Origin of the sequence: Streptomyces collinus Tu 365 (assembly GCF_000444875.1) — a bacterium.
Classification (GTDB): Bacteria; Actinomycetota; Actinomycetes; order Streptomycetales; family Streptomycetaceae; genus Streptomyces; species Streptomyces collinus_A.
In genome coordinates this window covers 4339066-4361747 of record NC_021985.1, presented here as the reverse complement: position 1 = coordinate 4361747, position 22682 = coordinate 4339066, and the positions used below count along the sequence as shown (strand labels likewise).

20 protein-coding genes and 1 riboswitch are annotated in these 22682 nt (G+C 71.3%); of the genes, 9 read left to right on the top strand and 11 right to left on the bottom strand.

All coding sequences use genetic code 11. The features are described from left to right. Positions 1 to 34: 34 nt before the first annotated feature. The 3 genes from B446_RS19025 to B446_RS19015 are packed head-to-tail and all read right to left on the bottom strand — an operon-like array spanning position 35 to position 2056. Positions 35 to 1183, bottom strand: coding sequence for a cystathionine gamma-lyase (locus B446_RS19025; protein ID WP_020941067.1), 1149 nt, complete (start codon positions 1181 to 1183; stop codon positions 35 to 37). Further along, complete coding sequence (locus B446_RS19020; RefSeq protein WP_020941066.1) at positions 1180 to 1671, bottom strand: low molecular weight protein-tyrosine-phosphatase; 492 nt, start codon at positions 1669 to 1671, stop codon at positions 1180 to 1182. Before B446_RS19020 ends, B446_RS19025 begins: the two co-directional genes overlap by 4 nt. 7 nt (positions 1672 to 1678) lie before the next feature. Next, entirely contained in the window at positions 1679 to 2056 is a 378-nt protein-coding gene (locus B446_RS19015; RefSeq protein WP_020941065.1) for a phage holin family protein, read from the bottom strand. A gap of 58 nt (positions 2057 to 2114) precedes the next feature. Here B446_RS19015 and B446_RS19010 point away from each other — a divergent pair, with 58 nt between their 5' ends. The 4 genes from B446_RS19010 to B446_RS18995 all read left to right on the top strand — a co-directional run bounded on the left by B446_RS19010 (position 2115) and on the right by B446_RS18995 (position 4462). Then, positions 2115 to 2432, top strand: a complete 318-nt coding sequence (locus B446_RS19010) for a cupin domain-containing protein (protein WP_020941064.1) — start codon at positions 2115 to 2117, stop codon at positions 2430 to 2432. Positions 2433 to 2597: 165 nt separating this feature from the next. Further along, a complete protein-coding gene (locus tag B446_RS19005; protein WP_020941063.1) occupies positions 2598 to 2810 on the top strand; it encodes a DUF5326 family protein in 213 nt (70 codons plus the stop codon). Between the two features lie 201 nt (positions 2811 to 3011). Continuing rightward, positions 3012 to 3926: an IclR family transcriptional regulator gene (locus B446_RS19000; protein ID WP_268825383.1), complete on the top strand. Its 915-nt coding sequence runs from the start codon at positions 3012 to 3014 to the stop codon at positions 3924 to 3926. 98 nt (positions 3927 to 4024) lie between these two features. Beyond that, positions 4025 to 4462, top strand: a complete 438-nt coding sequence (locus B446_RS18995) for an SsgA family sporulation/cell division regulator (protein WP_043475980.1) — start codon at positions 4025 to 4027, stop codon at positions 4460 to 4462. A gap of 109 nt (positions 4463 to 4571) precedes the next feature. On the opposite strand, the gene B446_RS18990 is transcribed toward B446_RS18995, so the two are convergent. Further along, entirely contained in the window at positions 4572 to 6164 is a 1593-nt protein-coding gene (locus B446_RS18990) for a YibE/F family protein (RefSeq protein WP_419184174.1), read from the bottom strand. Positions 6165 to 6244: 80 nt separating this feature from the next. Then, positions 6245 to 6417: riboswitch (TPP riboswitch) on the top strand. Here B446_RS18990 and thiC point away from each other — a divergent pair. Beyond that, positions 6410 to 8194: a phosphomethylpyrimidine synthase ThiC gene (thiC, locus tag B446_RS18985; protein WP_020941058.1), complete on the top strand. Its 1785-nt coding sequence runs from the start codon at positions 6410 to 6412 to the stop codon at positions 8192 to 8194. Its footprint overlaps the riboswitch before it by 8 nt. 114 nt (positions 8195 to 8308) lie before the next feature. Here thiC and B446_RS18980 read toward each other — a convergent pair whose 3' ends face one another. The 3 genes from B446_RS18980 to B446_RS18970 form a co-directional block, all read right to left on the bottom strand. Next, the gene (locus B446_RS18980; protein WP_020941057.1) at positions 8309 to 9172 is read right to left on the bottom strand and encodes a hypothetical protein; all 864 of its coding nucleotides are present in this window, start codon (positions 9170 to 9172) and stop codon (positions 8309 to 8311) included. A gap of 179 nt (positions 9173 to 9351) precedes the next feature. Further along, positions 9352 to 10431 carry a metallophosphoesterase gene (locus B446_RS18975; RefSeq protein ID WP_020941056.1) on the bottom strand — a complete coding sequence of 360 codons (1080 nt, stop codon included), beginning with the start codon at positions 10429 to 10431 and terminating at the stop codon, positions 9352 to 9354. A gap of 298 nt (positions 10432 to 10729) precedes the next feature. Beyond that, the gene (locus tag B446_RS18970; protein WP_043475974.1) at positions 10730 to 11842 is read right to left on the bottom strand and encodes a LacI family DNA-binding transcriptional regulator; all 1113 of its coding nucleotides are present in this window, start codon (positions 11840 to 11842) and stop codon (positions 10730 to 10732) included. Positions 11843 to 12270: 428 nt separating this feature from the next. On the opposite strand from B446_RS18970, the gene hisC reads away from it, so the two are divergent. Next, positions 12271 to 13350, top strand: coding sequence for a histidinol-phosphate transaminase (gene hisC, locus B446_RS18965; RefSeq protein ID WP_020941054.1), 1080 nt, complete (start codon positions 12271 to 12273; stop codon positions 13348 to 13350). A gap of 70 nt (positions 13351 to 13420) precedes the next feature. On the opposite strand, the gene B446_RS18960 is transcribed toward hisC, so the two are convergent. Beyond that, positions 13421 to 13795, bottom strand: coding sequence for a cyclophilin-like fold protein (locus B446_RS18960; protein ID WP_020941053.1), 375 nt, complete (start codon positions 13793 to 13795; stop codon positions 13421 to 13423). Between the two features lie 168 nt (positions 13796 to 13963). Here B446_RS18960 and B446_RS18955 point away from each other — a divergent pair, with 168 nt between their 5' ends. The 3 genes from B446_RS18955 to cydD are packed head-to-tail and all read left to right on the top strand — an operon-like array spanning position 13964 to position 20151. After that, complete coding sequence (locus tag B446_RS18955) at positions 13964 to 15472, top strand: cytochrome ubiquinol oxidase subunit I (protein ID WP_020941052.1); 1509 nt, start codon at positions 13964 to 13966, stop codon at positions 15470 to 15472. A gap of 15 nt (positions 15473 to 15487) precedes the next feature. Further along, positions 15488 to 16507 (top strand): cytochrome d ubiquinol oxidase subunit II, encoded by a 1020-nt coding sequence (gene cydB / locus B446_RS18950; protein WP_020941051.1) that lies wholly within the window; start codon positions 15488 to 15490, stop codon positions 16505 to 16507. A gap of 59 nt (positions 16508 to 16566) precedes the next feature. Continuing rightward, positions 16567 to 20151, top strand: coding sequence for a thiol reductant ABC exporter subunit CydD (gene cydD, locus B446_RS18945; RefSeq protein WP_020941050.1), 3585 nt, complete (start codon positions 16567 to 16569; stop codon positions 20149 to 20151). 33 nt (positions 20152 to 20184) lie between these two features. Here cydD and B446_RS18940 read toward each other — a convergent pair whose 3' ends face one another. The 3 genes from B446_RS18940 to B446_RS18930 form a co-directional block, all read right to left on the bottom strand. Continuing rightward, positions 20185 to 21072 carry a Cof-type HAD-IIB family hydrolase gene (locus tag B446_RS18940; RefSeq protein WP_106960585.1) on the bottom strand — a complete coding sequence of 296 codons (888 nt, stop codon included), beginning with the start codon at positions 21070 to 21072 and terminating at the stop codon, positions 20185 to 20187. 84 nt (positions 21073 to 21156) lie between these two features. Then, positions 21157 to 22059 (bottom strand): LLM class flavin-dependent oxidoreductase, encoded by a 903-nt coding sequence (locus B446_RS18935; protein ID WP_193384473.1) that lies wholly within the window; start codon positions 22057 to 22059, stop codon positions 21157 to 21159. Positions 22060 to 22129: 70 nt separating this feature from the next. Next, a complete protein-coding gene (locus tag B446_RS18930) occupies positions 22130 to 22678 on the bottom strand; it encodes an RNA 2'-phosphotransferase (RefSeq protein ID WP_020941047.1) in 549 nt (182 codons plus the stop codon). Positions 22679 to 22682 lie beyond the last annotated feature (4 nt).

The following is a 22682-nucleotide window of genomic DNA, read 5'->3' as shown; positions in this document are numbered from 1 at the left end:
ACCGCCCGCAGCACCGGCGGGCGGCCCGGGGCGGTCACTGTGCCGACTCGTCCAGTGCCCGCAGCACGTCCGCCACCAGGTCCTCGGGGTCCTCGGCGCCGACGGACAGGCGGATGAAGCCCTCCGGGACGGGGTCCCCGCCCCAGCGGGCGCGGCGCTCGGCCGTGGACCGCACGCCGCCGAAGCTCGTCGCGTCCTCCACCAGGCGCAGTGCCTCAAGGAAACGCTCGGCACGCGCACGCGTGGGAAGCGTGAAGGAGACCACGCAGCCATAGCGGCGCATCTGCTGCGAGGCGACCTTGTGCGAGGGGTCGCCGGGCAGTCCCGGGTGGCGCAGCCCGGACACCTCGGGCCGCTGGCGCAGCGCCTCGGCGAGGACGAGGGCCGTCGCGTTCTGCCGATCGACCCGCAGCGTGAGGGTGGCGATGGAGCGATGCGCGAGCCAGGCCTCCATGGGTCCGGCGATCGCACCGACGATCTTGCGCCAGCGGCGTACGGCGGCCATCGCCTCCGCGTCGCGCCCGGCCACGTAGCCCAGCAGCACGTCACCGTGCCCGGTCAGCTGCTTGGTACCGCTGGCCACCGAGAAGTCGGCGCCCAGCTCCAGCGGGCGCTGCCCGAGCGGGGTGGCGAGCGTGTTGTCCACCGCCACCAGGACACCGCGCGCGTGCGCCGCCTCCGCCAGCCGCCGGATGTCGCACACGTCGAGCCCCGGGTTGGACGGCGACTCGATCCACAGCAGGCGCGCGCCGTCGAGGACCTCCAGCTGGGCGTCGCCGCCGGTGGGAGCGGTGCGCACCTCGATGCCGTACGCCTCCAGCTGGGCGCGGACCAGTGGCAGCACCTGGTAGCCGTCGGAGGGCAGCACGACGGCGTCGCCGGCGCGCAGCTGCGAGAACAGCACCGAGGAGATCGCCGCCATGCCGGAGGCGAACACCAGCGTCTCGACGTCGTCCCGTCCGGGCGCCTCCAGCTCACCGATGGCACGCTCCAGCAGCGTCCAGGTGGGGTTGTCGTCCCGGCCGTAGGAGTACGGTCCCGTCACGTCGCCGGGCAGGTGGAAGTGGGCGGCGAAGACCGGCCCCGGCAGGGTCGGCTCGTGCTTGACCGGCTCGGGCAGCCCGGCCCGTACCGCGCGCGTGCCGTCGCCGATGTGGCCCGCGTCCTTGGTGGCGTCGCTCATGCGGCCCGTCCCTCCAGTCGTTCCCGTACAGCGGCGAGCAGGCCGGTGCTCGCCTCCTCCACCATCGCAAGACACTCCTCGAAGCCGTCGAGGCCCCCGTAGTACGGGTCCGGCACGTCGAGGTCGTCACCGGCCGCGGGATCGTACGAGCGCAGCAGACGCACCTTGCGGGTGTCCTCCTCGCCGGCCGCGAGCCGTCGCAGGGCCTTCAGATGTCCGGTGTCCAGAGCGACCACCAGATCGCGGTCGGCGAACCAGGACGGCTGGAAGCGGCGCGCGGTGTGCGCGGTGCCGTAGCCGTGCTCGCCGAGGACCGCGACGGTGCGCGGGTCGGCGCCCTCCCCCTCGTGCCAGCCGCCGGTCCCGGCGCTGTCGATCTCCACCACCTGCGCGAGACCGGCCTCCTCCACACGCGCGCGGAAGACGGACTCGGCCATGGGGGAGCGGCAGATGTTGCCGGTGCACACGAAACAGACGCGGTAGGTCATGGCGTACTCAGTCCTCGTCGGGCAGCACGAGGTTCAGCGCCCAGGAGACGACGGAGATGATCAGGCCACCGAGTACGGCCGTCCAGAAGCCGTCCACGTGGAAGCTCAGATCGAGCTTGCCGCACACCCACGACGTCAGCAGCAGCATCAGCGCGTTGACGACCAGGGTGATCAGCCCCAGGGTCAGGATGAACAGGGGGAAGGTCAGCACCTTCACGACCGGCTTGACCAGGAAGTTGACCAGGCCGAAGATCAGCGCTACCACGATCAGCGTGCCGATCTTCTTCCCGGTGCTGTCACCGGTGAGGGTGATCTTGTCGAGCAGCCACACGGCGACCGCCAGGGCGCCCGCGTTGGCGATCGTCTTGACTACGAAATTCTTCATGTGTCTGATCGTGGCAGACGGGATCGACGGCGAGCAGTGGGGCGAGGGCGGCAACGCGATGAAGGCATTCCGGCTGGACGAACTGGAGGCGGAGCGCGCCGCCAACGACGGGGCCTACCTGCAGTTCCTGCGGGAACGGAACATGTCGGTCGGCCTGTACGCGCTCGACGCGGGCGAGCACGACCCGCAGAAGCCGCACCAGCAGGACGAGGTCTACGTCGTGGTCAGCGGCCGCGCCTCGATCACCGTGGGTCTGGAGACCACGCAGGTGGCGCGCGGCAGCGTGGTGTACGTGCCGGCCGGCGTCGCCCACAAGTTCCACCACATCAGCGAGGACCTGCGGGTCCTGGTCGTCTTCTCTCCGCCTGAGGCGTGAGCCCGGCCCTCGGGGTTCCCTAGGGGGCGGGTCAGGGGAGGACAAGGGGCGCGGGGCGCCCGCGGGCCCCTCCGGCGCCCTAGCATCGAGGCAGACATCGAGAACCGCGTCCGGCGGCAGCGCACACCGCGCCGCGGACGCTCCGGAACGCAAAGGACGAGGGCAATGCGAGAGATCTTCGCTGGGCTGCCGTGGTGGGTGAAGTGGGTCGCGGTGCCGGTCATCGCCCTGGTCGTGTTCGGTGGCCTGATAGCGACCGTCGTGGGCTTCGTGATCGGACTGCTCTTCAAGGCGCTGGTCTTCGTCGCCCTGGTCGGCGGACTGATCTACGTCGTGCGCAAGTTCATGTCGAACTCCTCGTCGCGCAGCGACTGGTGAGGCTCGCGGGAGCCGGTGACCGGTAACGGGATCCACCGGTTCCCTCGGGGGAGGGAAGTTTCCCCGGCGAGCCGTCCGCATGCGGTGGCGGGCGGTTAGAGTCCGGAACCCTACGCGGGGCCGGGCCCCGCGGGAGGCACACACCCCCACCCGTGTCCCACGCGCACGGGCTGCCCCCACCTCGCGCTTCCGGAGTGACCCTTGGCCACGGTTGACACCGCACCGGCAGAACCACACGCACGCCCCGCCCCGCCCCGCTCCTGTGCTCCCCCGGTGCAGCGGCCCCCCGGCGCGGCCGTCCCGGGACAACCCGGCGCCGCGACCGTCACTGCGTCCGCGCACCCCGCCGACGGCCCCGGGCACTCGCCCGCCGCGACCCTCATCGGATCCGTCCAGCGCGCGATGCGCCTGCTGGAGACCGTCGCGGTCCACGAGTACGGCGCCCCCGCCAAACAACTCGCCCGCGAGACCGGCCTCGCCCTGCCCACGGCCTACCACCTGCTGCGCACCCTCGTGCACGAGGGCTATCTGCGCCGGGAGAAGGGGCTGTTCTTTCTCGGTGACGCGGCCGAACGGCTCGGCAGCAGCGGAGCGAAGGAGAAACGTCGCAGCACGGTGGCCGACACCCTCGCGCACTGGCGTGATTCGATCGGTGTCCCGATGTACTTCGCGATGTACCGGGACGGCGAGATCGAGGTCATGTGCGTCTCCGGCTCACGCGAGACGCCGGCGGTCGAGGAGTGGGCCGACTTCCGCGAGACCGGGCACGCCCACGCGATCGGCCAGTGCCTGCTCTCCCAGCTCGACGAGGACGCCCGCCGGGACCACCTCGCCCGCTATCCGGTGCGGTCGCTGACGCCTTACACGGTGCGTGACAACCATGCCCTGATGCGCCGTCTGGCCAGGACACCGCGGATGGGCCCGGTGGTGGAGCGCCAGGAGTACGCGCTCGGGACGGTCTGCGCGGCGATCCCGATCACGGTCGGCACCACGGCGGCCACGATGGCCCTCTCCCTCCCCGCCCGTCAGGCGGAGCGGCTGCTGCCCGCCGCCCGTCGGCTGCAGGGCGAGATCGGGCGCCATCTCGGGGCCCTTACCCTCTCTATCAGTATCTGAAAACTCACTCCTTGTGATCTCTCGTGTACTTTCAGCAAGATTTGACCACGGTCGAGGGACGAATCCCGGCCAGTCGATGTCATATGACGGGGTAGGCGATGCGCGAATCCGTACAGGCAGAAGTCATGATGAGCTTTCTCGTGTCCGAGGAGCTCTCCTTCCGCATTCCGGTGGAGTTGCGCTACGAGACCTGTGATCCCTATGCCGTGCGGCTCACCTTCCACCTTCCCGGTGATGCCCCGGTGACCTGGGCCTTCGGCCGCGAGCTGCTGATCGACGGGGTAGGGCGGCCGTGCGGGGAGGGCGACGTGCACATCGCTCCCGCCGATGCCGAGGTGCTGGGCGAGGTGCTGATCCGGCTTCAGGTCGGCTGCGACCATGCCCTGTTCCGCTCCTCGACGCCTCCGCTGGTGGCCTTCCTCGACCGTACGGACAAGCTGGTCCCGCTCGGCCAGGAGGGCGCGCTGGCGGACTTCGACGCCCACCTCGACGAGGCGCTGGACCGCATCCTGGCCGAGGAGCAGAGCGCGGGCTGAGGCACCTGCCGGAGCGGGCCCGGCGGTGTCCGCCGAGCCGCGGTCCCGGCCTGTGCGGGAGCACGTGACGCTATGCAGGAACGCTTCTTCAGGGGCGTGCCCCCCGGGCTCACCGCTTCCGGCGACGGCCCCGGCCCGCACGTGCGGGAGCGGTCTCCGCGCCCGGGGCCGTCTTCCCCGGCCCCGGCCGGTCGGCCGACACCACCACGGCGGCCAGCACGGTGGTGAGCGGGACGGACGCGACCAGGCCGATCGAACCCACCAGCGTGCGCACGATCTCCTCGGCCACCAGTTCACTGTTGGCCACCGTGCCCACGCTGCTCTGCGCGATCGAGAACAGCAGCAGCAACGGGAGCGCGGCACCGGCGTAGGCGAGGACCAGGGTGTTGACCACCGAGGCGATGTGGTCGCGACCGATCCGGATGCCCGCCCGGTACAGCCCGCGCCAGCCCATGGCCGGGTTGGCCTCGTGCAGCTCCCAGACCGCCGAGGTCTGGGTCACCGTCACATCGTCCAGGACGCCCAGTGACCCGATGATGACGCCTGCCAGCAGCAGACCGCTCATGTCGATCGACGGGTACAGGCCGTGGATCAGACCGGTGCTGTCGTCCGTGTTGCCGGTGAGCGCGGCCCAGTCGATGAACTCCGAGCCGAGGACGCCGATCAGCAGGAGGGAGACGAGCGTGCCGAGCACCGCGACCGACGTGCGGGCGGACAGTCCATGGCACATGTAGAGCGCGATGAGCATGATCGCACTCGACCCGACCACGGCCACCAGCAGCGGGTTCGATCCCTGGAGGATCGCCGGCAGGATGAACAGGGTGAGCACCAGGAAGCTCACGGCGAGCGCGACCAGCGCCATGACGCCCCGCAGGCGGCCCACCACCACGACGGCGAGTGCGAAGATCCCCGCGAGCAGGGCCATCGGGACCTTGCGGCTCACGTCGGTGACGGAGTACTGCAGTTCCCTGGGGGCCGAGGGCTCGTAGGCGACCACGACCTTCTCGCCCTGGTGCAACTGCCGTGTCTGGTCCGGCTGCACGATCTCGGTGAACGTGCGGCCCTTGTCCTTGCCGGTGTCGACCCGGACCGTGGCCTTCTTGCAGGGGCCCTTCGGGCCCTTTTCCCCCAGCGCGGCCGAGCCGCCCGTGGCCCCGGAGGTGCCGCCGGGCGCGGAGCCGCCGCCCGAGGCGTTGACCGCGCTGCAGCTGACCTCCACCACCCGGGCGACGGTGGCCTGCTGCGTCTGGCGGTCGAAGCCGACCCCGGTGCGCTCGTGCGACGGGGCTCCCCCGGGCCACAGCACCACCAGGCCGACCACGACCGCCGCGGTGAACGGGATCAGGACGGCCGCGATGACCTTGCGCAGGTGCTTCGAGACCGGGGCGGCCGGCCCATGGCTGTGACTGTGGCCGTGGCCGTGGCCGTGGCCGTGGCCCTGACTGTGCCCCTGGCCGTGGCCCTCGGGCGCATGTCCGTGACCGGGGCCCGGGGCATGACCGTGCGCCGGGCCGTGCCCGGGGGCCGGGACAGGCCCTGGGGCGGTCTGGGCGGGTCTCTGGTGGTGGACGGCGCCCCGGTCGTCGGTACGGGCCCGCGCCGGCCCACCCTGCGGTACATGGCCGTCATGGCCGTGTCCGTCGCCGTGCCCGGAGCCACCCTCGCGAGGTGGCTCGGACGGCGGATAGGGGTACTGGTCCATGGTGGTCACCGCCCGATCATCGCAAGAACGAGAGAGGCCCTCTGTTCACCTCGCCCGAGTTGACGCTAGCGTGGAGGCACCTTTGCACACGCGGGAGCTCGGAGCACCGGGCTGAGAGGGCGCTGACCTCCGTAGACGCGATGTTTCACGTGGAACGTGTTCCACGGGAAGCATCGGTGGACGGAAGCCGCTGCGTCGACCGCCGAACCTGTTACCGGGTAATGCCGGCGTAGGGAGTAGGTCTCATGACCAACAAGGACGCACGCACGCCTGCCTCCGTTCAGGACGACATGTCCCAGGAGGCCGGGAAGTCCATCGGCTGGCACAAGGCGTACGTCGAGGGCACCCGCTCCGACCTGCGCGTGCCGGTCCGTCAGGTGCACCTCACCAACGGGCAGTCGGTCACCTTGTACGACACGTCGGGCCCGTACACCGATCCACTCGTCGACACCGATGTCCGCCGGGGACTGGCACCCCTGCGGGAGAACTGGATCATCGCTCGCGGTGACACCGAGGAGTACGCGGGCCGTCCCGTCCGGCCCGAGGACGACGGCATCAAGCACACCGCGCCCCGCGGCGGACTGCGCAACCTCGACGCGGTCTTCCCCGGCCGCCCCCGCCAGCCCCGCCGGGGCCGTGCGGGTGAGGCGGTCACCCAGCTCGCCTACGCGCGCCGGGGTGAGATCACGCCGGAGATGGAGTTCGTCGCGCTCCGGGAGAACGTCGATCCCGACGTGGTCCGCGAGGAGATCGCTGCGGGACGCGCGGTGCTGCCGGCCAACGTCAACCACCCGGAGATCGAGCCGATGATCATCGGCAAGCGGTTCCTGGTGAAGGTCAACGCCAACATCGGCAACTCGGCGGTCACCTCCTCCATCGAGGAGGAGGTCGAGAAGATGACCTGGGCGACCCGCTGGGGCGCCGACACGGTCATGGACCTGTCCACCGGCCGCAACATCCACACCACCCGCGAGTGGGTGCTGCGCAACTCCCCCGTCCCCATCGGCACGGTGCCGCTCTACCAGGCGCTGGAGAAGGTCGACGGCAGGGCCGAGGAACTGACCTGGGAGATCTACAAGGACACCGTCATCGAGCAGGCCGAGCAGGGCGTGGACTACATGACCGTCCACGCGGGCGTCCGGCTGCCGTACGTGCCGCTCACCGCCCGCCGCAAGACCGGCATCGTCTCGCGCGGCGGCTCCATCATGGCCGCGTGGTGCCTGGCGCACCACAAGGAATCGTTCCTGTACGAGAACTTCGAGGAGCTCTGCGAGATCCTCGCCGCCTACGACGTCACGTACTCGCTGGGCGACGGCCTGCGGCCGGGCTCGATCGCCGACGCCAACGACGAGGCGCAGTTCGCGGAGTTGCGCACGCTCGGGGAACTCAACCGGATCGCCAGGCGTTTTGACGTACAGACGATGATCGAGGGCCCGGGCCACGTCCCGATGCACAAGATCAAGGAGAACATCGACCTTCAGCAGGAGATCTGCGATGAAGCTCCGTTCTATACGCTCGGCCCGCTGACCACCGACGTCGCGCCGGCGTACGACCACATCACCTCCGGCATCGGCGCCGCGATGATCGCCTGGTGGGGCACCGCGATGCTCTGCTACGTGACGCCCAAGGAGCACCTGGGTCTGCCCAACCGCGACGACGTCAAGACGGGCGTGATCACCTACAAGATCGCCGCGCACGCGGCCGACCTGGCCAAGGGCCACCCTGGCGCCCAGGAGTGGGACGACGCGCTCTCCGACGCCCGCTTCGAGTTCCGCTGGGAGGACCAGTTCAATCTCGCGCTGGACCCGGACACGGCGCGGGAGTTCCACGACGAGACACTGCCGGCCGAGCCCGCCAAGACGGCCCACTTCTGCTCGATGTGCGGGCCGAAGTTCTGCAGCATGAAGATCTCGCAGGACATCCGCCGTGAACACGGGGGCAGTCAGGCCGAGATCGAGGAGGGCATGGCGCAGAAGTCGAAGGAGTTCGCCGCCGCGGGCAATCGGGTGTACCTGCCGCTGGCGGAGTGACGCCGTCCTGAGGCGGGCGCTGGTTCCGGGGCCTCCCGGGACGCGGCGCCGCCGCGGGGCGGTTGGGGGAATCCCGTTCGGCCCGCGCCCCTGGGCGGGGGCGCGAGCCGCGGGCTATTCCGGCTGGTGGTCCGGGCCGCCGAAGTCGGGGCTCGTGTAGTCGGGACTGGTGAAACTCGGACGGCCGGAGGCGGAGCCGTCGTCGGGGCTGCTGAAGCCGGGCCGGTCGTAGCCGAGGCGCGGCATCCGGCCGGTCGGAGGCTGGGGAGCGGTGCGGTGCACGGCGACCGTGTCGGGCTGGGCGAGCGCGTCCCGCAGGAACGGCAGGATGCCGCGTTCCAGCAGCGCCTCGCGCCAGGCGTCTCTGGCCCTGGCCACTTCCTCGCTCACCGCGCCGGGCGCCCCGGCCTCGTCCGAGGCCTTGTTGCGCAGGGCGGTGAGCAGCAGGGCGACCGCGGCGACGAGGATCGCGGCCGCGGCCATGGCGCCGAACGTCCAGCCCGCGGTGAGCATGGTCCGGGCGAAGGCCTGGCCGGGGTCCAGCATCTTCAGGATGTAGCCGACGAGCAGGAAGATCGCCGCGGCGGTGCCGGCGAGGACGGGTGCCAGCACCGCGATCACGGCGATGGCCCCGGCGCCGGTGGTCTCGGCCGCCTCGCCGAGGCCGGCGGCCAGGCCGAGCGCGTCCGGGCCCGGGCCGGCGGGGACGGAGTCGCGGCCGGCGGGAGCGGTGGCCGGCGCCGGCTGGCGCAGTTCCTCCCGGGCCTTCACGTAGTGCTGGTACTCGGTCGCCGCGGCCGCCGCTATCAGCGCGGTGGCGTTCAGCGCCATGGTGCGCAGTTGTTCGGGGTTGAGCCGCTGTCCGACAGCGGCGAGTTCCGGTCGGTGAGGGGCGGAGCGCAGCGCCTCATCGAGGATCCGCTCGAATTCCTGGCGGTCCTCGCTCAGCAGGTGCTGCGGAACGCTGTTCATGTGCATCCCCCGATGCTCCGTAGGGCTGGGGCTCGCACGCCGGCGAGCCGTCGGGCAGAAACGGAGGGGAGCCTGCTACGGATAATCCGATGGTAGAGCCGTGACGGCACACGGTGACAGGGGGTTTGCGGAAAAACCATACCCACCTGCGGGCATGTGGCCGGGCCCGCGGGCCCGGTGAACCGTCAGGCGTCCAGGGGAAGTTGCTGGACCAGCAGTTTTCCGGCCATGGTGACGCCGCCGTCCATGGCGATGGCCAGTCCCTCGGCGTAGACGTGGGGGCCCACGACGACGGGGTCGCCGCCCTCCTCGGTGTCGTCCTCGGAGCCCACCTCGCCGAGCAGGTACGGAATGGGGCTGTGGCCGTGGACGACGCGGGTGCCGCCGTACATGTCGAGCAGGGAGCGCACGGCGTCGGCGCCGCCCTCGTCGCGGAAGGAGAAGCGCTTGGTGAACTTGCGGAACAGGTCCCAGACCTCGTCGGCGTCGTTGCGGGTCAGGGTCTCGCGGACGGTGTCGTTGACCGCCTCGATCGAGTCGCCGTAGTCGAGGTAGGCGGTGGTGTCGGAGTGGACCAGCAGGTAGCCGTCCACCTCCTCGACGGCGTCGAGGCGGGCCATCCACTGCAGGTGGTGGTCCTGGAGGCGGTCCATGTCGGTCTTCTGGCCGCCGTTGAGCAGCCAGGCCGCCTGGAAGGTGGCGGTGCCCGCGCCGGAGTTGACGGGCGTGTCGCCGAACCGCTTGGCGCCGAGCAGCAGCAGCTCGTGGTTGCCCATGAGGGCCTTGCAGTAGCCGCCGGCCGCGGCCGCCTCGGCGGACAGCCGCATCACCAGGTCGATGACGCCGATGCCGTCGGGGCCGCGGTCGGTGAAGTCGCCGAGGAACCACAGCCGGGCGGTGCCCGCGCACCACTGGCCTGCCGTGTCGATCAGGCCCTTCTCCCGCAGGGCGGCCATCAGTTCGTCCAGGTAGCCGTGGACGTCGCCGACGACGTAGAGCGGGCCTGGGCCGGTCGCGGCCACCGGGGCGGGGGCCGCGGCGGCCGGCTCCACGGGCACCTGGAGGGTGTCGCCGCGGTTGATGACGGGCAGGTCGCGCTGGGTGGGCGTGTAGCCCTCGGGATAGGCCTCGTCCACGACGGGGGCGGTGTCGCCGGGCAGCTCGTGGACGTACGGACCGGTCTCGTGGACGTACGCGGGTACCCGGAAGTCGCGCAACGTCGCCGTCCGCTCCACCTCGGGTCCCTGACCGGCCCCCTGAGTCATCAGACCCCTCCACCATCGCGCCGCAGCTGCACCGCTCCGGACTGCCTGGTCGCAGCGGCCCCGCGGTGTCGTGCGCCCATCATAGGAATGCGCGTAGCGCCGTGTGATGACCCAGGGGTGGTGAATCGGAACAGGACTCCGGTTCGCCGCGGCTTTCGCCCCGTTTGGGCAGGGGTTCTACCGGTGGCCCGGGACGTGTCGGCCGTGCGGGTGCGGCGGTCGGCGCGTGGTGCGAGGGCGCGCGGACGGGGCGTGCGGTGCTCGGTCCGGGCGCCCCGTCCGTCGCCGGGAGACCGCGCTAGCCCTTCTCGGGAGTCCGCGGCGGGCTGACCGTCGTGCGCGGGGGGCGTCGCTGGGACGAGGTACGCACGATCAGCTCCGTCGGTATCACCTGCTCGACGGTGTGGTCCGACTCGACGCCCTCGATGGCGTCGATGAGGAGCTGCACGACCGCCGTGCCGATCCGGCGCGGCTTCAGCGAGAGGGTGGTGATGGGCGGCTCGGTGTTGGCGTACACGGTGGACTCGCTGCAGCAGACCAGCAGCAGGTCCTCCGGGACGCGCAGGCCGTAGCGGCGGGCGGCGGCGAGCAGGTCGGTGCCGTTGGGGTCGAACAGGCCGTAGACGGCGTCGGGCCGGTCGGGGCGGGCGAGCAGCCGGTCGGCGGCGACGGCGCCCGCGCACGGGTCGTGGGCCGGATAGGCCTCGTAGACCGGGTCCTGGCCGACACGCTCGCACCAGTGCAGGTAGGCGGTGGTCGACAGGTGGGTGTAGGTGTCCGTCGTCGTGCCGGTGAGCAGGCCGATCCGGCGGGCGCCCGCGGCGGCGAGGTGGTCCAGGATGCCGAGGACGGCGGCCTCGTGGTCGTTGTCGACCCAGGCGGTGACCGGCAGGGTGCCGGCCGGGCGCCCGTCGGAGACGACCGGAAGCCCCTGCCGGACCAGTTCGCTGACCACCGGGTCCTGGTCGGAGGGGTCGATGACGACCGTGCCGTCCAGCGCCACGTTCGACCACACGTCGTGCCGCGAGGTCGCGGGCAGGATGACCAGGGCGTAGCCGCGGGCCAGCGCCGCGGAGGTGGCGGCCCGGGCCATCTCGGCGAAGTAGGCGAACTCGGTGAAGGTGAAAGGTTCATCCCCGTACGTCGTCACGGTCAGGCCGATCAGCCCGGACTTGCCGGTACGGAGCGTGCGGGCGGCGGCCGAGGGGCGGTACCCCAGCCGGTCGGCCACCTCCCGCACGTGGCGCCGGGTGGCATCCGGGAGCCGGCCCTTGCCGTTGAGGGCGTCGGAGACGGTCGTGATGGAGACCCCGGCGGCGGCGGCGACGTCTCTGATGCCTGCCCGGCCCGGCCGACTGCCTCGACGTGAGGTTTCCGCGCGGCTCACCTGGTGCTTCCCTGCTGCTGTCATGGCGAGCCGATAGTAGGGCTCATGCGGTGGGGTAGGGCGGACGCATATGCAGGCGTTGACAGGCACGTTTCTGCATGGCTATACCGGGTCAACTACCTAAGAAAACAAGGCACTTGAGTGCTTTCATGCGAGGTCGTGTTGTGTCGACGCGCATGGGCCTGCCAAGTGCCGGATGTCTCGAAGAGGTCTCAACTCACCTTCACGGGTGATGCGCGCTACGGCGCGAGCCACCGGCGCGTAGATATATGTAGAGAGCGCCCCCGATACGTACACCTTCGGGTGGTGATGCCCGTGATGCCGGTGGGGCGCATGAGGTTCACCTCTTGCTGTCCCGCACCTGTTCGCACGGGCGCCGAATCCTCATAAGGTGAGCAGTATTGGAAGCCGGCGGCGTTGACGGTCCGCCGGTGGTCGCGAGGAGGACTGCGGTGAGCGAGACGAGCCCGAAGCTGCGCGCCGAGCTGGAGGGTATCCCCACCTACAAGCCGGGCAAGCCCGCCGCGGCCGGCGGGCCGGTCGCCTACAAGCTGTCCTCCAACGAGAATCCCTATCCGCCGCTGCCCGGGGTGCTGGAGAGGGTGACGACGGCCGCCTGCGACTTCAACCGATACCCGGACATGGCATGCACCGGGCTGATGAACGAGCTGTCGGACCGCTTCGGCGTCCCGCTCTCCCACCTGGCCACCGGTACCGGCTCGGTCGGGGTGGCCCAGCAGCTGATCCAGGCGACGAGCGGTCCGGGCGACGAGGTGATGTACGCCTGGCGGTCCTTCGAGGCGTACCCGATCATCACGCAGGTCAGCGGTGCCCGCTCGGTGCAGGTCCCGCTGACGCCGGGCGATGTGCACGACCTGGACGCGATGGCGGCCGCGATCACCGACCGCACGCGTCTGATCTTCGTCTGCAACCCCAACAACCCGACCGGCACGGTGGTGCGGCGGGCCGAACTGGAGCGGTTCCTCGACCGGGTGCCCAGCGATGTGCTGGTGGTGCTGGACGAGGCGTACCGGGAGTTCATCCGCGACCCCGAGGTGCCCGACGGCGTGGAGCTGTACCGGGAGCGGCCCAACGTCTGTGTCCTGCGCACCTTCTCCAAGGCGTACGGCCTCGCCGGTCTGCGGGTCGGTTTCGCCATCGCGCACGAGCCGGTGGCGGCGGCGCTGCGCAAGACGGCGGTGCCGTTCGGTGTCAGTCAGCTCGCGCAGGAGGCGGCCATCGCCTCCCTGCGGGCCGAGGACGAACTGCTGGGCCGGGTCGGCTCGCTGGTGTGCGAGCGCACGCGCGTGGTGGACGCGCTGCGCGCGCAGGGCTGGACGGTACCCGAGACTCAGGCCAACTTCGTGTGGCTGCGGCTGGGGGAGCGCACGGTCGCCTTCGCCGCTGCCTGTGAGGAGCACGGTGTGGTCGTGCGGCCGTTCCCCGGTGAGGGTGTGCGGGTGACGGTCGGGGAGACCGAGGCGAACGACATCTTCCTGAAGGTGGCGGAAGCGTTCCGCAAGGAGATCTGAGGAGAGCTGCGGGGGTGCCGTGAGAGATTCCCGTAGCGGTTCGGAGGAGGGCCCCGCCTGGTGCGGGGCCTTACTCGTCCACCGACTCGACGCGTACGGGATCGCCCGCGCGCACCGTCGCCAGGATCTGGGCGTCCCCGTCCACCTGCCCGAGGACGTTGCACGGGCTTGCCAGCCGGCACTCGTCGCCCCGTGAGATGGGCGTGGGCCCATAGGGGAGCGCGAGGGAGTCCCCGTCCGTCCAGAACGCCACGGTGCCCGGCTCCACGACCTCCCGGGCGTCCGTTTCACGTGAAACAGCGACACCTGTGTCGAAATAGACCTCCATGCCCCATGTGTAAGCGGTGGAGGAGAGCGGCAGCGCCTTGGCGAGGGCCTGTGCGGTCGGTGTGTCGTTCAAGGTCGCGGTGAGGTGCCCCGAGGGCCAGGAGATCCGTATCTGCATGGCGCGCAATTCAACAAGATGTTGAAGTCGCTGCCAAGGCACTGACGTCATGGCGTTAGCACCCCCCCACCCTTCCGGACCGAAAATCAGTAGGTCATAATGGCTTGTGAATGTGAACGCATTCACAAGCGGGCCTGCCACCCCCTGGCGAGGTAAGGAGCTGACGACGTGGAATTGGCATTGGCGCCGGAGACACTGGCGCGCTGGCAGTTCGGCATCACCACCGTCTACCACTTCCTGTTCGTCCCCCTGACGATCTCTCTGGCCGCTCTCACGGCCGGGCTGCAGACGGCCTGGGTCCGCACGGAGAAGGAGAAGTACCTCAGGGCGACCAAGTTCTGGGGCAAGCTCTTCCTGATCAACATCGCCATGGGCGTGGTCACCGGCATCGTCCAGGAGTTCCAGTTCGGCATGAACTGGTCGGACTACTCGCGCTTCGTCGGCGACATCTTCGGTGCCCCGCTCGCCTTCGAGGCGCTGATCGCGTTCTTCTTCGAGTCCACCTTCATCGGACTGTGGATCTTCGGCTGGGACAAGCTGCCGAAGAGGATCCACCTCGCCTGCATCTGGATGGTCTCGATCGGCACGGTCCTGTCGGCGTACTTCATCCTGGCGGCCAACTCCTGGATGCAGCACCCCGTCGGATACAAGATCGACAGGGCGAAGGGCCGTGCCGAGCTGACCGACTTCTGGGCCGTACTGACCCAGAACACCGCGCTCAGCCAGGCCTTCCACACCCTCTCCGCGGCCTTCCTGACCGGCGGTGCCTTCATGGTGGGTGTCTCGGCCTACCACCTGGCCCGCAAGCGGCACGTTCGGGAGATGAAGACCTCGCTGCGGCTGGGCCTGATCACGGTCGTCATCGCGGGTCTGCTCACCGCGGTCAGCGGTGACGTGCTCGGCAAGGTGATGTTCAAGCAGCAGCCGATGAAGATGGCGGCCGCCGAGGCGCTGTGGGACGGCCAGAAGCCCGCGCCGTTCTCGATCTTCGCCTACGGCGACGTCGACAAGGGCCACAACAGCGTGGCCATCGAGATCCCGGGCCTGCTGTCCTTCCTCGCCGACGACAACCTCCACTCGTACGTGCCCGGCATCAACGACGTCAACAAGGCCGAACAGCAGAAGTTCGGGCCCGGCGACTACCGGCCCAACATCCCGGTCGCCTTCTGGGGCTTCCGCTGGATGATCGGCTTCGGTATGGCCTCCTTCGGGATCGGCCTGGCCGGCCTCTGGCTGACCCGCAAGAAGTTCCTGCTGCCGCAGCACCTGAGGGTCGCCGACGACGAGGTGCCGCACCTGGTCCTGTTCCGGGACAAGGCACTCGCCCCGACGCTCACCACCTGGTACTGGCGCATCGCGGTCTGGACCCTGGCCTTCCCGCTGATCGCCAACTCCTGGGGGTGGATCTTCACCGAGATGGGCCGCCAGCCGTGGGCCGTCTACGGCGTGCTGCAGACCCGGCAGGCCGTCTCCCCCGGTGTCTCCCAGGGCGAGGTCCTCACCTCGATGATCGTCCTGACCTCGCTGTACGCCATCCTCGCGGTCGTCGAGGTCAAGCTCCTCGCGAAGTACGTCAAGGCGGGCCCGCCCGAGCTGACCGAAGCCGACCTCAATCCGCCCACGAAGATCGGCGGCGACACACGTGACGCCGACAAGCCGATGGCCTTCTCGTACTAGGCCGAGGGGACAGTCATGGAACTTCACGACGTCTGGTTCGTCCTGATCGCCGTCCTGTGGACCGGCTACTTCTTCCTGGAGGGCTTCGACTTCGGGGTGGGTGTCCTCACCAAGCTGCTCGCCCGCAACCGGCCCGAGCGCCGGGTGCTGATCAACACGATCGGCCCCGTCTGGGACGGCAACGAGGTCTGGCTGCTCACCGCGGGTGGCGCCACCTTCGCGGCCTTCCCGGAGTGGTACGCCACCCTCTTCTCCGGCTTCTACCTGCCGCTCCTGGCCATCCTGGTCTGCCTGATCGTGCGGGGCGTGGCCTTCGAGTACCGGGCTAAGCGGCCCGAGGAGAACTGGCAACGCAACTGGGAGACGGCCATCTTCTGGACCTCGCTCATCCCGGCGTTCCTGTGGGGAGTGGCCTTCGGGAACATCGTGGGGGGCGTGAAGATCGACCGGAACTTCGAGTACGTCGGCACCGTCGGGGACCTGCTCAACCCCCACGCGCTGCTCGGCGGCCTGGTGACGCTCACGCTGTTCACCTTCCACGGAGCGGTGTTCACGGCGCTGAAGACGGTCGGGGACATCCGGGTGCGGGCCCGGAAGCTGGCGCTGCGGGTCGGTCTCGTCACGGCGGTGCTGGTGCTCGGGTTCCTGCTGTGGACCCAGGCGGACAGCGGTGACGGCAAGAGCCTGGTGGCCCTGATCGTCGCGGTCGCCGCCCTGGCGGCCGCTCTGGTGGCCAACCAGCTGGGGCGCGAGGGCTGGTCGTTCGCCCTGTCCGGCGTGACCATCGTTGCCTCAGTGGCGATGCTCTTCCTGTCGCTCTTCCCGAACGTCATGCCGTCCACGCTCAACGGGGACTGGAGCCTGACGGTCACCAACGCCTCGTCGAGCCCGTACACGCTGAAGATCATGACGTGGTGCGCGGCGATCGCCACTCCGCTCGTCCTGCTCTATCAGGGCTGGACCTACTGGGTGTTCCGCAAGCGGATCGGTACGCAGCACATCGCGCCTGAGGCTGCCGCCGGCGCCGCACACTGAGTCCGCCGAGGGTGTGTTTCACGTGAAACACACCCTCTGGACCGAAGGGCCTGTTTCACGTGAAACCGATCGATCCCCGTCTTCTGCGCTACGCCCGGGCCACCCGCCTCTTCCTGGTGGCGGTCGTCGCCCTGGGCGCCCTCGGTGCCGTGCTGGTCATCGCCCAGGCGATGCTCGTCGCCGAGGTGGTGGTCGGAGCCTTCCAGCACGGGCAACCGGTCTCCGGTCTGCGTACCCCCCTGCTGCTGCTCGGGGCCGTGGCCGTGGGCCGGGCGGCGATCGCGTGGCTCACCGAACGGGCGGCGCACCGGGCGAGCGCGGCGGTGAAGTCGGAGCTGCGGGGCCGGCTCATGGAGCGTGCCGCACTGCTGGGCCCCGGATGGCTGAGCGGGCAGCGGACCGGCTCACTGGTGAACCTGGCCACCCGGGGCGTCGACGCCCTGGACGACTACTTCGCCCGCTATCTGCCGCAGCTGGGGCTCGCGGTGGTCGTCCCGGTGGCCGTACTGGCGCGGATCGTCACCCAGGACTGGGTCTCGGCGGCCATCATCGTGGGCACCCTGCCACTGATCCCCGTCTTCATGATGCTGATCGGCTGGGCCACCCAGTCCCGGATGGACCGTCAGTGGCGGCTGCTCTCGCGGCTTTCAGGTCACTTCCTGGACGTGGTCGCCGGACTGCCCACCCTGAAGGTGTTCGGCCGGGCCAAGGCACAGGCCGAGTCCATCCGCCGGATCACCGGCGAGTACCGCCAGGCCACCATGCGGACGCTGCGGATCGCCTTCCTCTCCTCCTTCGCCCTGGAGCTGCTGGCGACCCTGTCGGTCGCGCTGGTCGCCGTGACCATCGGCATGCGCCTGGTGCACGGCGACATGGATCTCTCCATCGGCCTGGTCATCCTGATCCTGGCACCGGAGGCGTACCTGCCGCTGCGCCAGGTGGGCGCGCAGTACCACGCGGCGGCCGAGGGCCTGGCCGCGGCCGAGGAAATCTTCGCCGTCCTGGAGACGCCGGTCCCGGCGTCCGGCACCGGAGCGGTCCCCGCGGGCCCGGTGGCCTTCGACGACGTGACGGTCCGCTACCCGGGACGCTCGGCGGACGCCGTGACCGGGGTGTCCTTCGCCGTCGAGCCCGGTGAGACCGTGGCGCTGGTCGGACCGAGCGGCGCGGGCAAGTCGACCCTGGTGAACACGCTGCTCGGGTTCGTGCGGCCCACCGAGGGCCGGGTCCGGATCGGGGGGACCGACCTCGCGGACCTCGACCTCGACATATGGCGGTCCCGGGTCGCGTGGGTGCCGCAGCGGCCGCACCTGTACGCGGGGACAATCGCGGAGAACGTACGGCTGGCCCGGCCCGGGGCGGACGACGCCGCCGTACGCCGGGCCCTCGCGGACGCGGGAGCGCTGGAGTTCGTGGACGGCCTGCCCGAGGGCGCCGACACGGTGCTCGGGGAGGACGGGGCCGGGCTGTCCGCCGGTCAGCGACAGCGGCTCGCGCTGGCCCGGGCGTTCCTCGCCGACCGGCCCGTACTGCTCCTGGACGAGCCGACGGCGGCGCTGGACGGGGCGACGGAGGCCGAGGTCGTGGCGGCGGTGCGGCGCCTAGCCGTGGGCCGCACGGTGCTGCTCGTGGTGCACCGGCCGGCCCTGCTGGACGTGGCGGACCGCGTGGTGCGGCTGCCCCTCCCCACGGCCCGCGTCCTCGGGCCGGCCGGGGCCGAGCCCGCCGCCACCGCGTCGGCCACCGCTGTGCCGGTCACCACCGAGCCGGGCGGTCCGCGGACCTCCGCCGCCGTGGCCGTCCGGCCGGACGGCACCGCGGCCCGCGCCCTCCGAGCGAGCGCGGCGGACGGACCCGCCGAGGACGGGCCGTGCCCCGGCGTCACCGCACCCCGGCGCCGAGTCCTGGCCCGGGTCCGGGAGTCGGCCGGGTCTCGACGCGGCCGGCTGCTCCTCGCCCTGCTGCTCGGCAGCCTGGCGCTCGGCAGCGCCGTCGGGCTGATGGCCACCTCCGGATGGCTCATCTCGCGGGCCTCGCAGCAGCCGCCGGTGCTCTACCTGATGGTGGCGGTGACGGCGACGCGCGCCTTCGGGATCGGCCGCGCCGTCTTCCGTTACACCGAGCGACTGGTGTCGCACGAGGCGGTGCTGCGGATGCTGGCCGACACCCGGGTCGCCGTGTACCGGCGCCTGGAGCGGCTGGCGCCGGCGGGACTGCGCACGACACGCCGGGGCGATCTGCTGTCCCGGCTGGTCGCCGACGTGGACGCGTTCCAGGACTACTGGCTGCGCTGGCTGCTGCCCGCCGGTGTCGCGGTCGTCGTCTCCGCCGGCTCCGTCGCCTTCACGACATGGCTGCTGCCCGAGGCCGGGGCCGCGCTCGCGGCGGGGCTGCTCGCGGCCGGTGTGGGCGTACCGCTGGTCACCGCGGCCGCGGCCCGGCGCACCGAGCGGCGCCTGGCGCCCGCACGGGGCGTGCTCGCGACCCGGGTGACCGACCTGCTCACCGGCACCGCCGAGCTGACCGTGGCCGGCGCGCTGCCCGCCCGCACCGCCGCGGCCCTTCGGGCCGACGGCACCCTCACCCGGATCGCCTCGCGCTCCGCCGCCGTCACCGCGCTCGGCGACGGCCTGACCGCGCTGCTGTCCGGTCTGACCGTCACCGCGACCGCGCTGCTCGCCGCCCAGGCGGTGGCCGCCGGCCGGCTGGCCGGTGTCGCGACGGCCGTCGTGGTCCTCACCCCGCTGGCCGCTTTCGAGGCCGTGCTGGGGCTGCCGCTCGCCGTGCGCCACCGGCAACGGGTGCGGCACAGCGCCGAGCGCGTGTACGAGGTGCTGGACGCCCCGGAGCCGGTGCGCGAGCCCGCACGGCCCCGGCAGGCTCCCGCGGTGCCGTTCCCGGTCGTCCTCGGTGGGCTGACCGCCCGCTACCCGGGGCAGCACCGGGAGGCGCTCGCCGGGGTGGACCTCACCCTGGAGCAGGGGCGCCGGATCGCCGTCGTCGGCCCGTCCGGCTCGGGCAAGACGACCCTGGCCCAGGTGCTCCTGCGGTTCCTCGACCCGGGGGCGGGCTCGTACACGCTCGCCGGGGTGGACGCGTGCGCGCTCGCCGGTGACGACGTACGGCGGCTGGTCGGGCTGTGCGCCCAGGACGCGCACCTCTTCGACAGCAGCGTGCGCGAGAACCTGCTGCTCGCGCGGAAGGACGCCGATGAGGCCGATCTGCGCGACGCGCTGGACCGGGCCCGGCTGCTGGAGTGGGTGGACGGGCTGCCGGACGGGCTGGACACGCTGGTCGGGGAGCACGGGGCGCGGCTGTCCGGCGGACAGCGGCAGCGGCTCGCGCTGGCCCGCGCGCTGCTCGCCGACTTCCCGGTGCTCGTCCTGGACGAGCCCGCCGAGCACCTGGACCTGCCCACGGCGGACGCACTGACCGCGGATCTGCTGGCCGCCACCGAGGGCCGTACGACGCTGCTGATCACCCACCGGCTGGCCGGTCTCGAAGCGGTGGACGAGGTGGTCGTGCTCGACGCGGGCCGGGTGGTGCAGCGGGGCCCCTACGCGGAGCTGGCCGTCGTGGACGGGCCGCTGCGGACCATGGCCCGCCGGGAGCGGGCGGCGGAGTCACTGATGGGGGCGCGGTGACGGCGGAGGTCACCGGTGGCCCCCGCCGCGCGGTCAGCCGTGTTCGGCGAGCAGCCGCTCGATGACGACCGCGACGCCGTCGTCGTTGTTGGCGACCGTGCGGCCGGAGGCGGCGGCGATGACGTCCGGGTGGGCGTTGCCCATCGCGTAGGACCGGCCGGCCCAGGTCAGCATCTCGACGTCGTTGGGCATGTCCCCGAACGCGACGACGTCCTCCTGTGAGATGCCGCGCTCGGCGCAGCACAGGGCGAGGGTGCTGGCCTTGGAGACGCCGGGCCCGCTGATCTCCAGCAGGGCGCTGGGGCTGGAGCGGGTGACGTTGGCGCGCTCGCCGATCGCCTGGCGGGCGAGGGTGAGAAAGGCGTCCGGGTCGAGGTCGGGGTGGTAGGCCAGGATCTTGAGGACGGGCTGGTCCGCGTCGGGGCCGTCGGCGGCGAGCAGGGCCTCGGCGGGCTGCAGGTTGTCCGGTATCTCCATGTGCAGCTTGGGATACGCGGGCTCCTGGTGGAAGCCGTAGGTCTGCTCGACGGCGAACACCGTGCCGGGGGCCGCCCCGCGCAGCAGCCGTACGGCGTCCAGCGCGTTCTGGCGGGCCAGTTCGCGCACCTTCACGAACCGGTGGGTGCCCGGTCCGCCGTGCAGGTCGACCACGGCGGCGCCGTTGCCGCAGATCGCCAGGCCGTGCCCGTGGACGTGGTCGCTCACCACGTCCATCCAGCGGGCCGGGCGGCCGGTGACGAAGAAGACCTCGATGCCCGCGTCCTCGGCGGCGGCCAGCGCGGCGACCGTCCTCGGGGAGACCGACTTGTCGTCGCGCAGCAGAGTGCCGTCGAGGTCGGTGGCGATCAGCCGCGGCCTGAGGGCGGCGGCCGGGGTCCCGGGCTGTCTGGTCGCTGAGGTCACCGGCCCATTCTCGCGCATATGCCCGCACGACCGTGCGCAAGTCCGCGCAGATGAGTCCACCGACACACCGCGGATGGCCGACGGACGACGTCCGCCGCCGGATCAGGTCAGCTGGGCGAGCGCGTCCATGGCGATCCGCTCGAAGACCTTCTCGTCCGCGGCGAAGTCGGAGTCCGGGATGGGCCAGTGGACGACGATCTCGGTGAAGCCCAGCTCCTGGTGGCGGCCGGCGAAGTCCACGAAGGCGTCCAGGGACTCGAGCGGCCGGCCGCGGTCCGGGGTGAAGCCGGTGAGCAGGATCTTGTCCAGTTCCGCCACGTCCCGGCCGACCGGGCCGCAGGCCTCGGACAGCTTCGCCAGCTGTCCGCGCAGGGCCTCGACGGACTGCTCGGGGGTGCCGTTCTCGTACAGCTTCGGGTCGCCCGTGGTCACCCAGGCCTGGCCATGGCGCGCGGCGAGCCGCAGACCGCGCGGGCCGGTGGCCGCCACGGCGAAGGGCAGCCGGGGCCGCTGCACACAGCCGGGGATGTTGCGCGCCTCGTGTGCCGAGTAGAACCGGCCCTCGTACGTCACCGCGTCCTCGGTGAGCAGCCGGTCGAGCAGCGGCACGAACTCGGCGAGGCGGTCCGCGCGCTCCCGGGGGGTCCAGGGCTCCTGGCCGAGGGCCGTCGCGTCGAATCCGGTGCCGCCGGCGCCGATGCCCAGGGTGACGCGGCCGCCGGAGATGTCGTCCAGCGAGATCAGTTCCTTGGCGAGGGTCACCGGGTGCCGGAAGTTCGGGGAGGTGACCAGCGTGCCCAGGCGGAGCCGCTCGGTGGCGGCCGCGGCGGCGGTCAGCGTCGGCACGGCGCCGAACCACGGGCCGTCGCGGAAGCTGCGCCAGGACAGGTGGTCGTAGGTGTAGGCGGTGTGGAAGCCGAGCTGCTCGGCCCGCACCCAGGCCGAACGGCCGCCCTCGTTCCAGCGGCGGTACGGCAGGATCACGGTGCTCAGACGCAGACTCATGCGGACGAGGGTACGGGGGACCGTCGGCATTGGCCGAAAACGGTCACCTCGCGCGCCCCTGGGGACACCGTCAGTGCGGGCCGGGGAACCGCAGATAGCGCGCCGGGACGGCCGCCGTGAGCCACACCCCGTTCGCGCTGACGTGGAAGACGTGGCCGTCGCGGTGCATGGCGCCGGCGTCCACGGTGAGCACGACGGGGCGGCCACGGCGCGCGCCGACCCGGTTCGCGGTCTCCCGGTCGGCCGAGAGGTGCACGTCGTGCCTGCTCATGGGCTTGAGGCCCGCGGCGCGGATCGCGTCCAGGCTGCGCGCCACGGTGCCGTGGTACAGGTACGGCGGCGGGGTCGCCGGCGGCAGGCCGAGGTCGACCTCGACGCTGTGCCCCTGGCTGGCGCGGATCCTCGTGCCCTCGATCGCGAAGCGCTGCTTGTCGTTGGCGGCCACCACGTGGTCGAGTTCCTCGCGGGTGAACCGGAACCCGTGCGCGGCGGCCGCCGCGATCAGCGTGTCGATCTCCGTCCAGCCGCCCTCGTCCAGCGTGAGGCCGATGCGCTCCGGCTGGTGGCGCAGGTGCTTGGAGAGGTACTTCGACACCTTCACGGTGCGTCTTTCGTCCATCCCT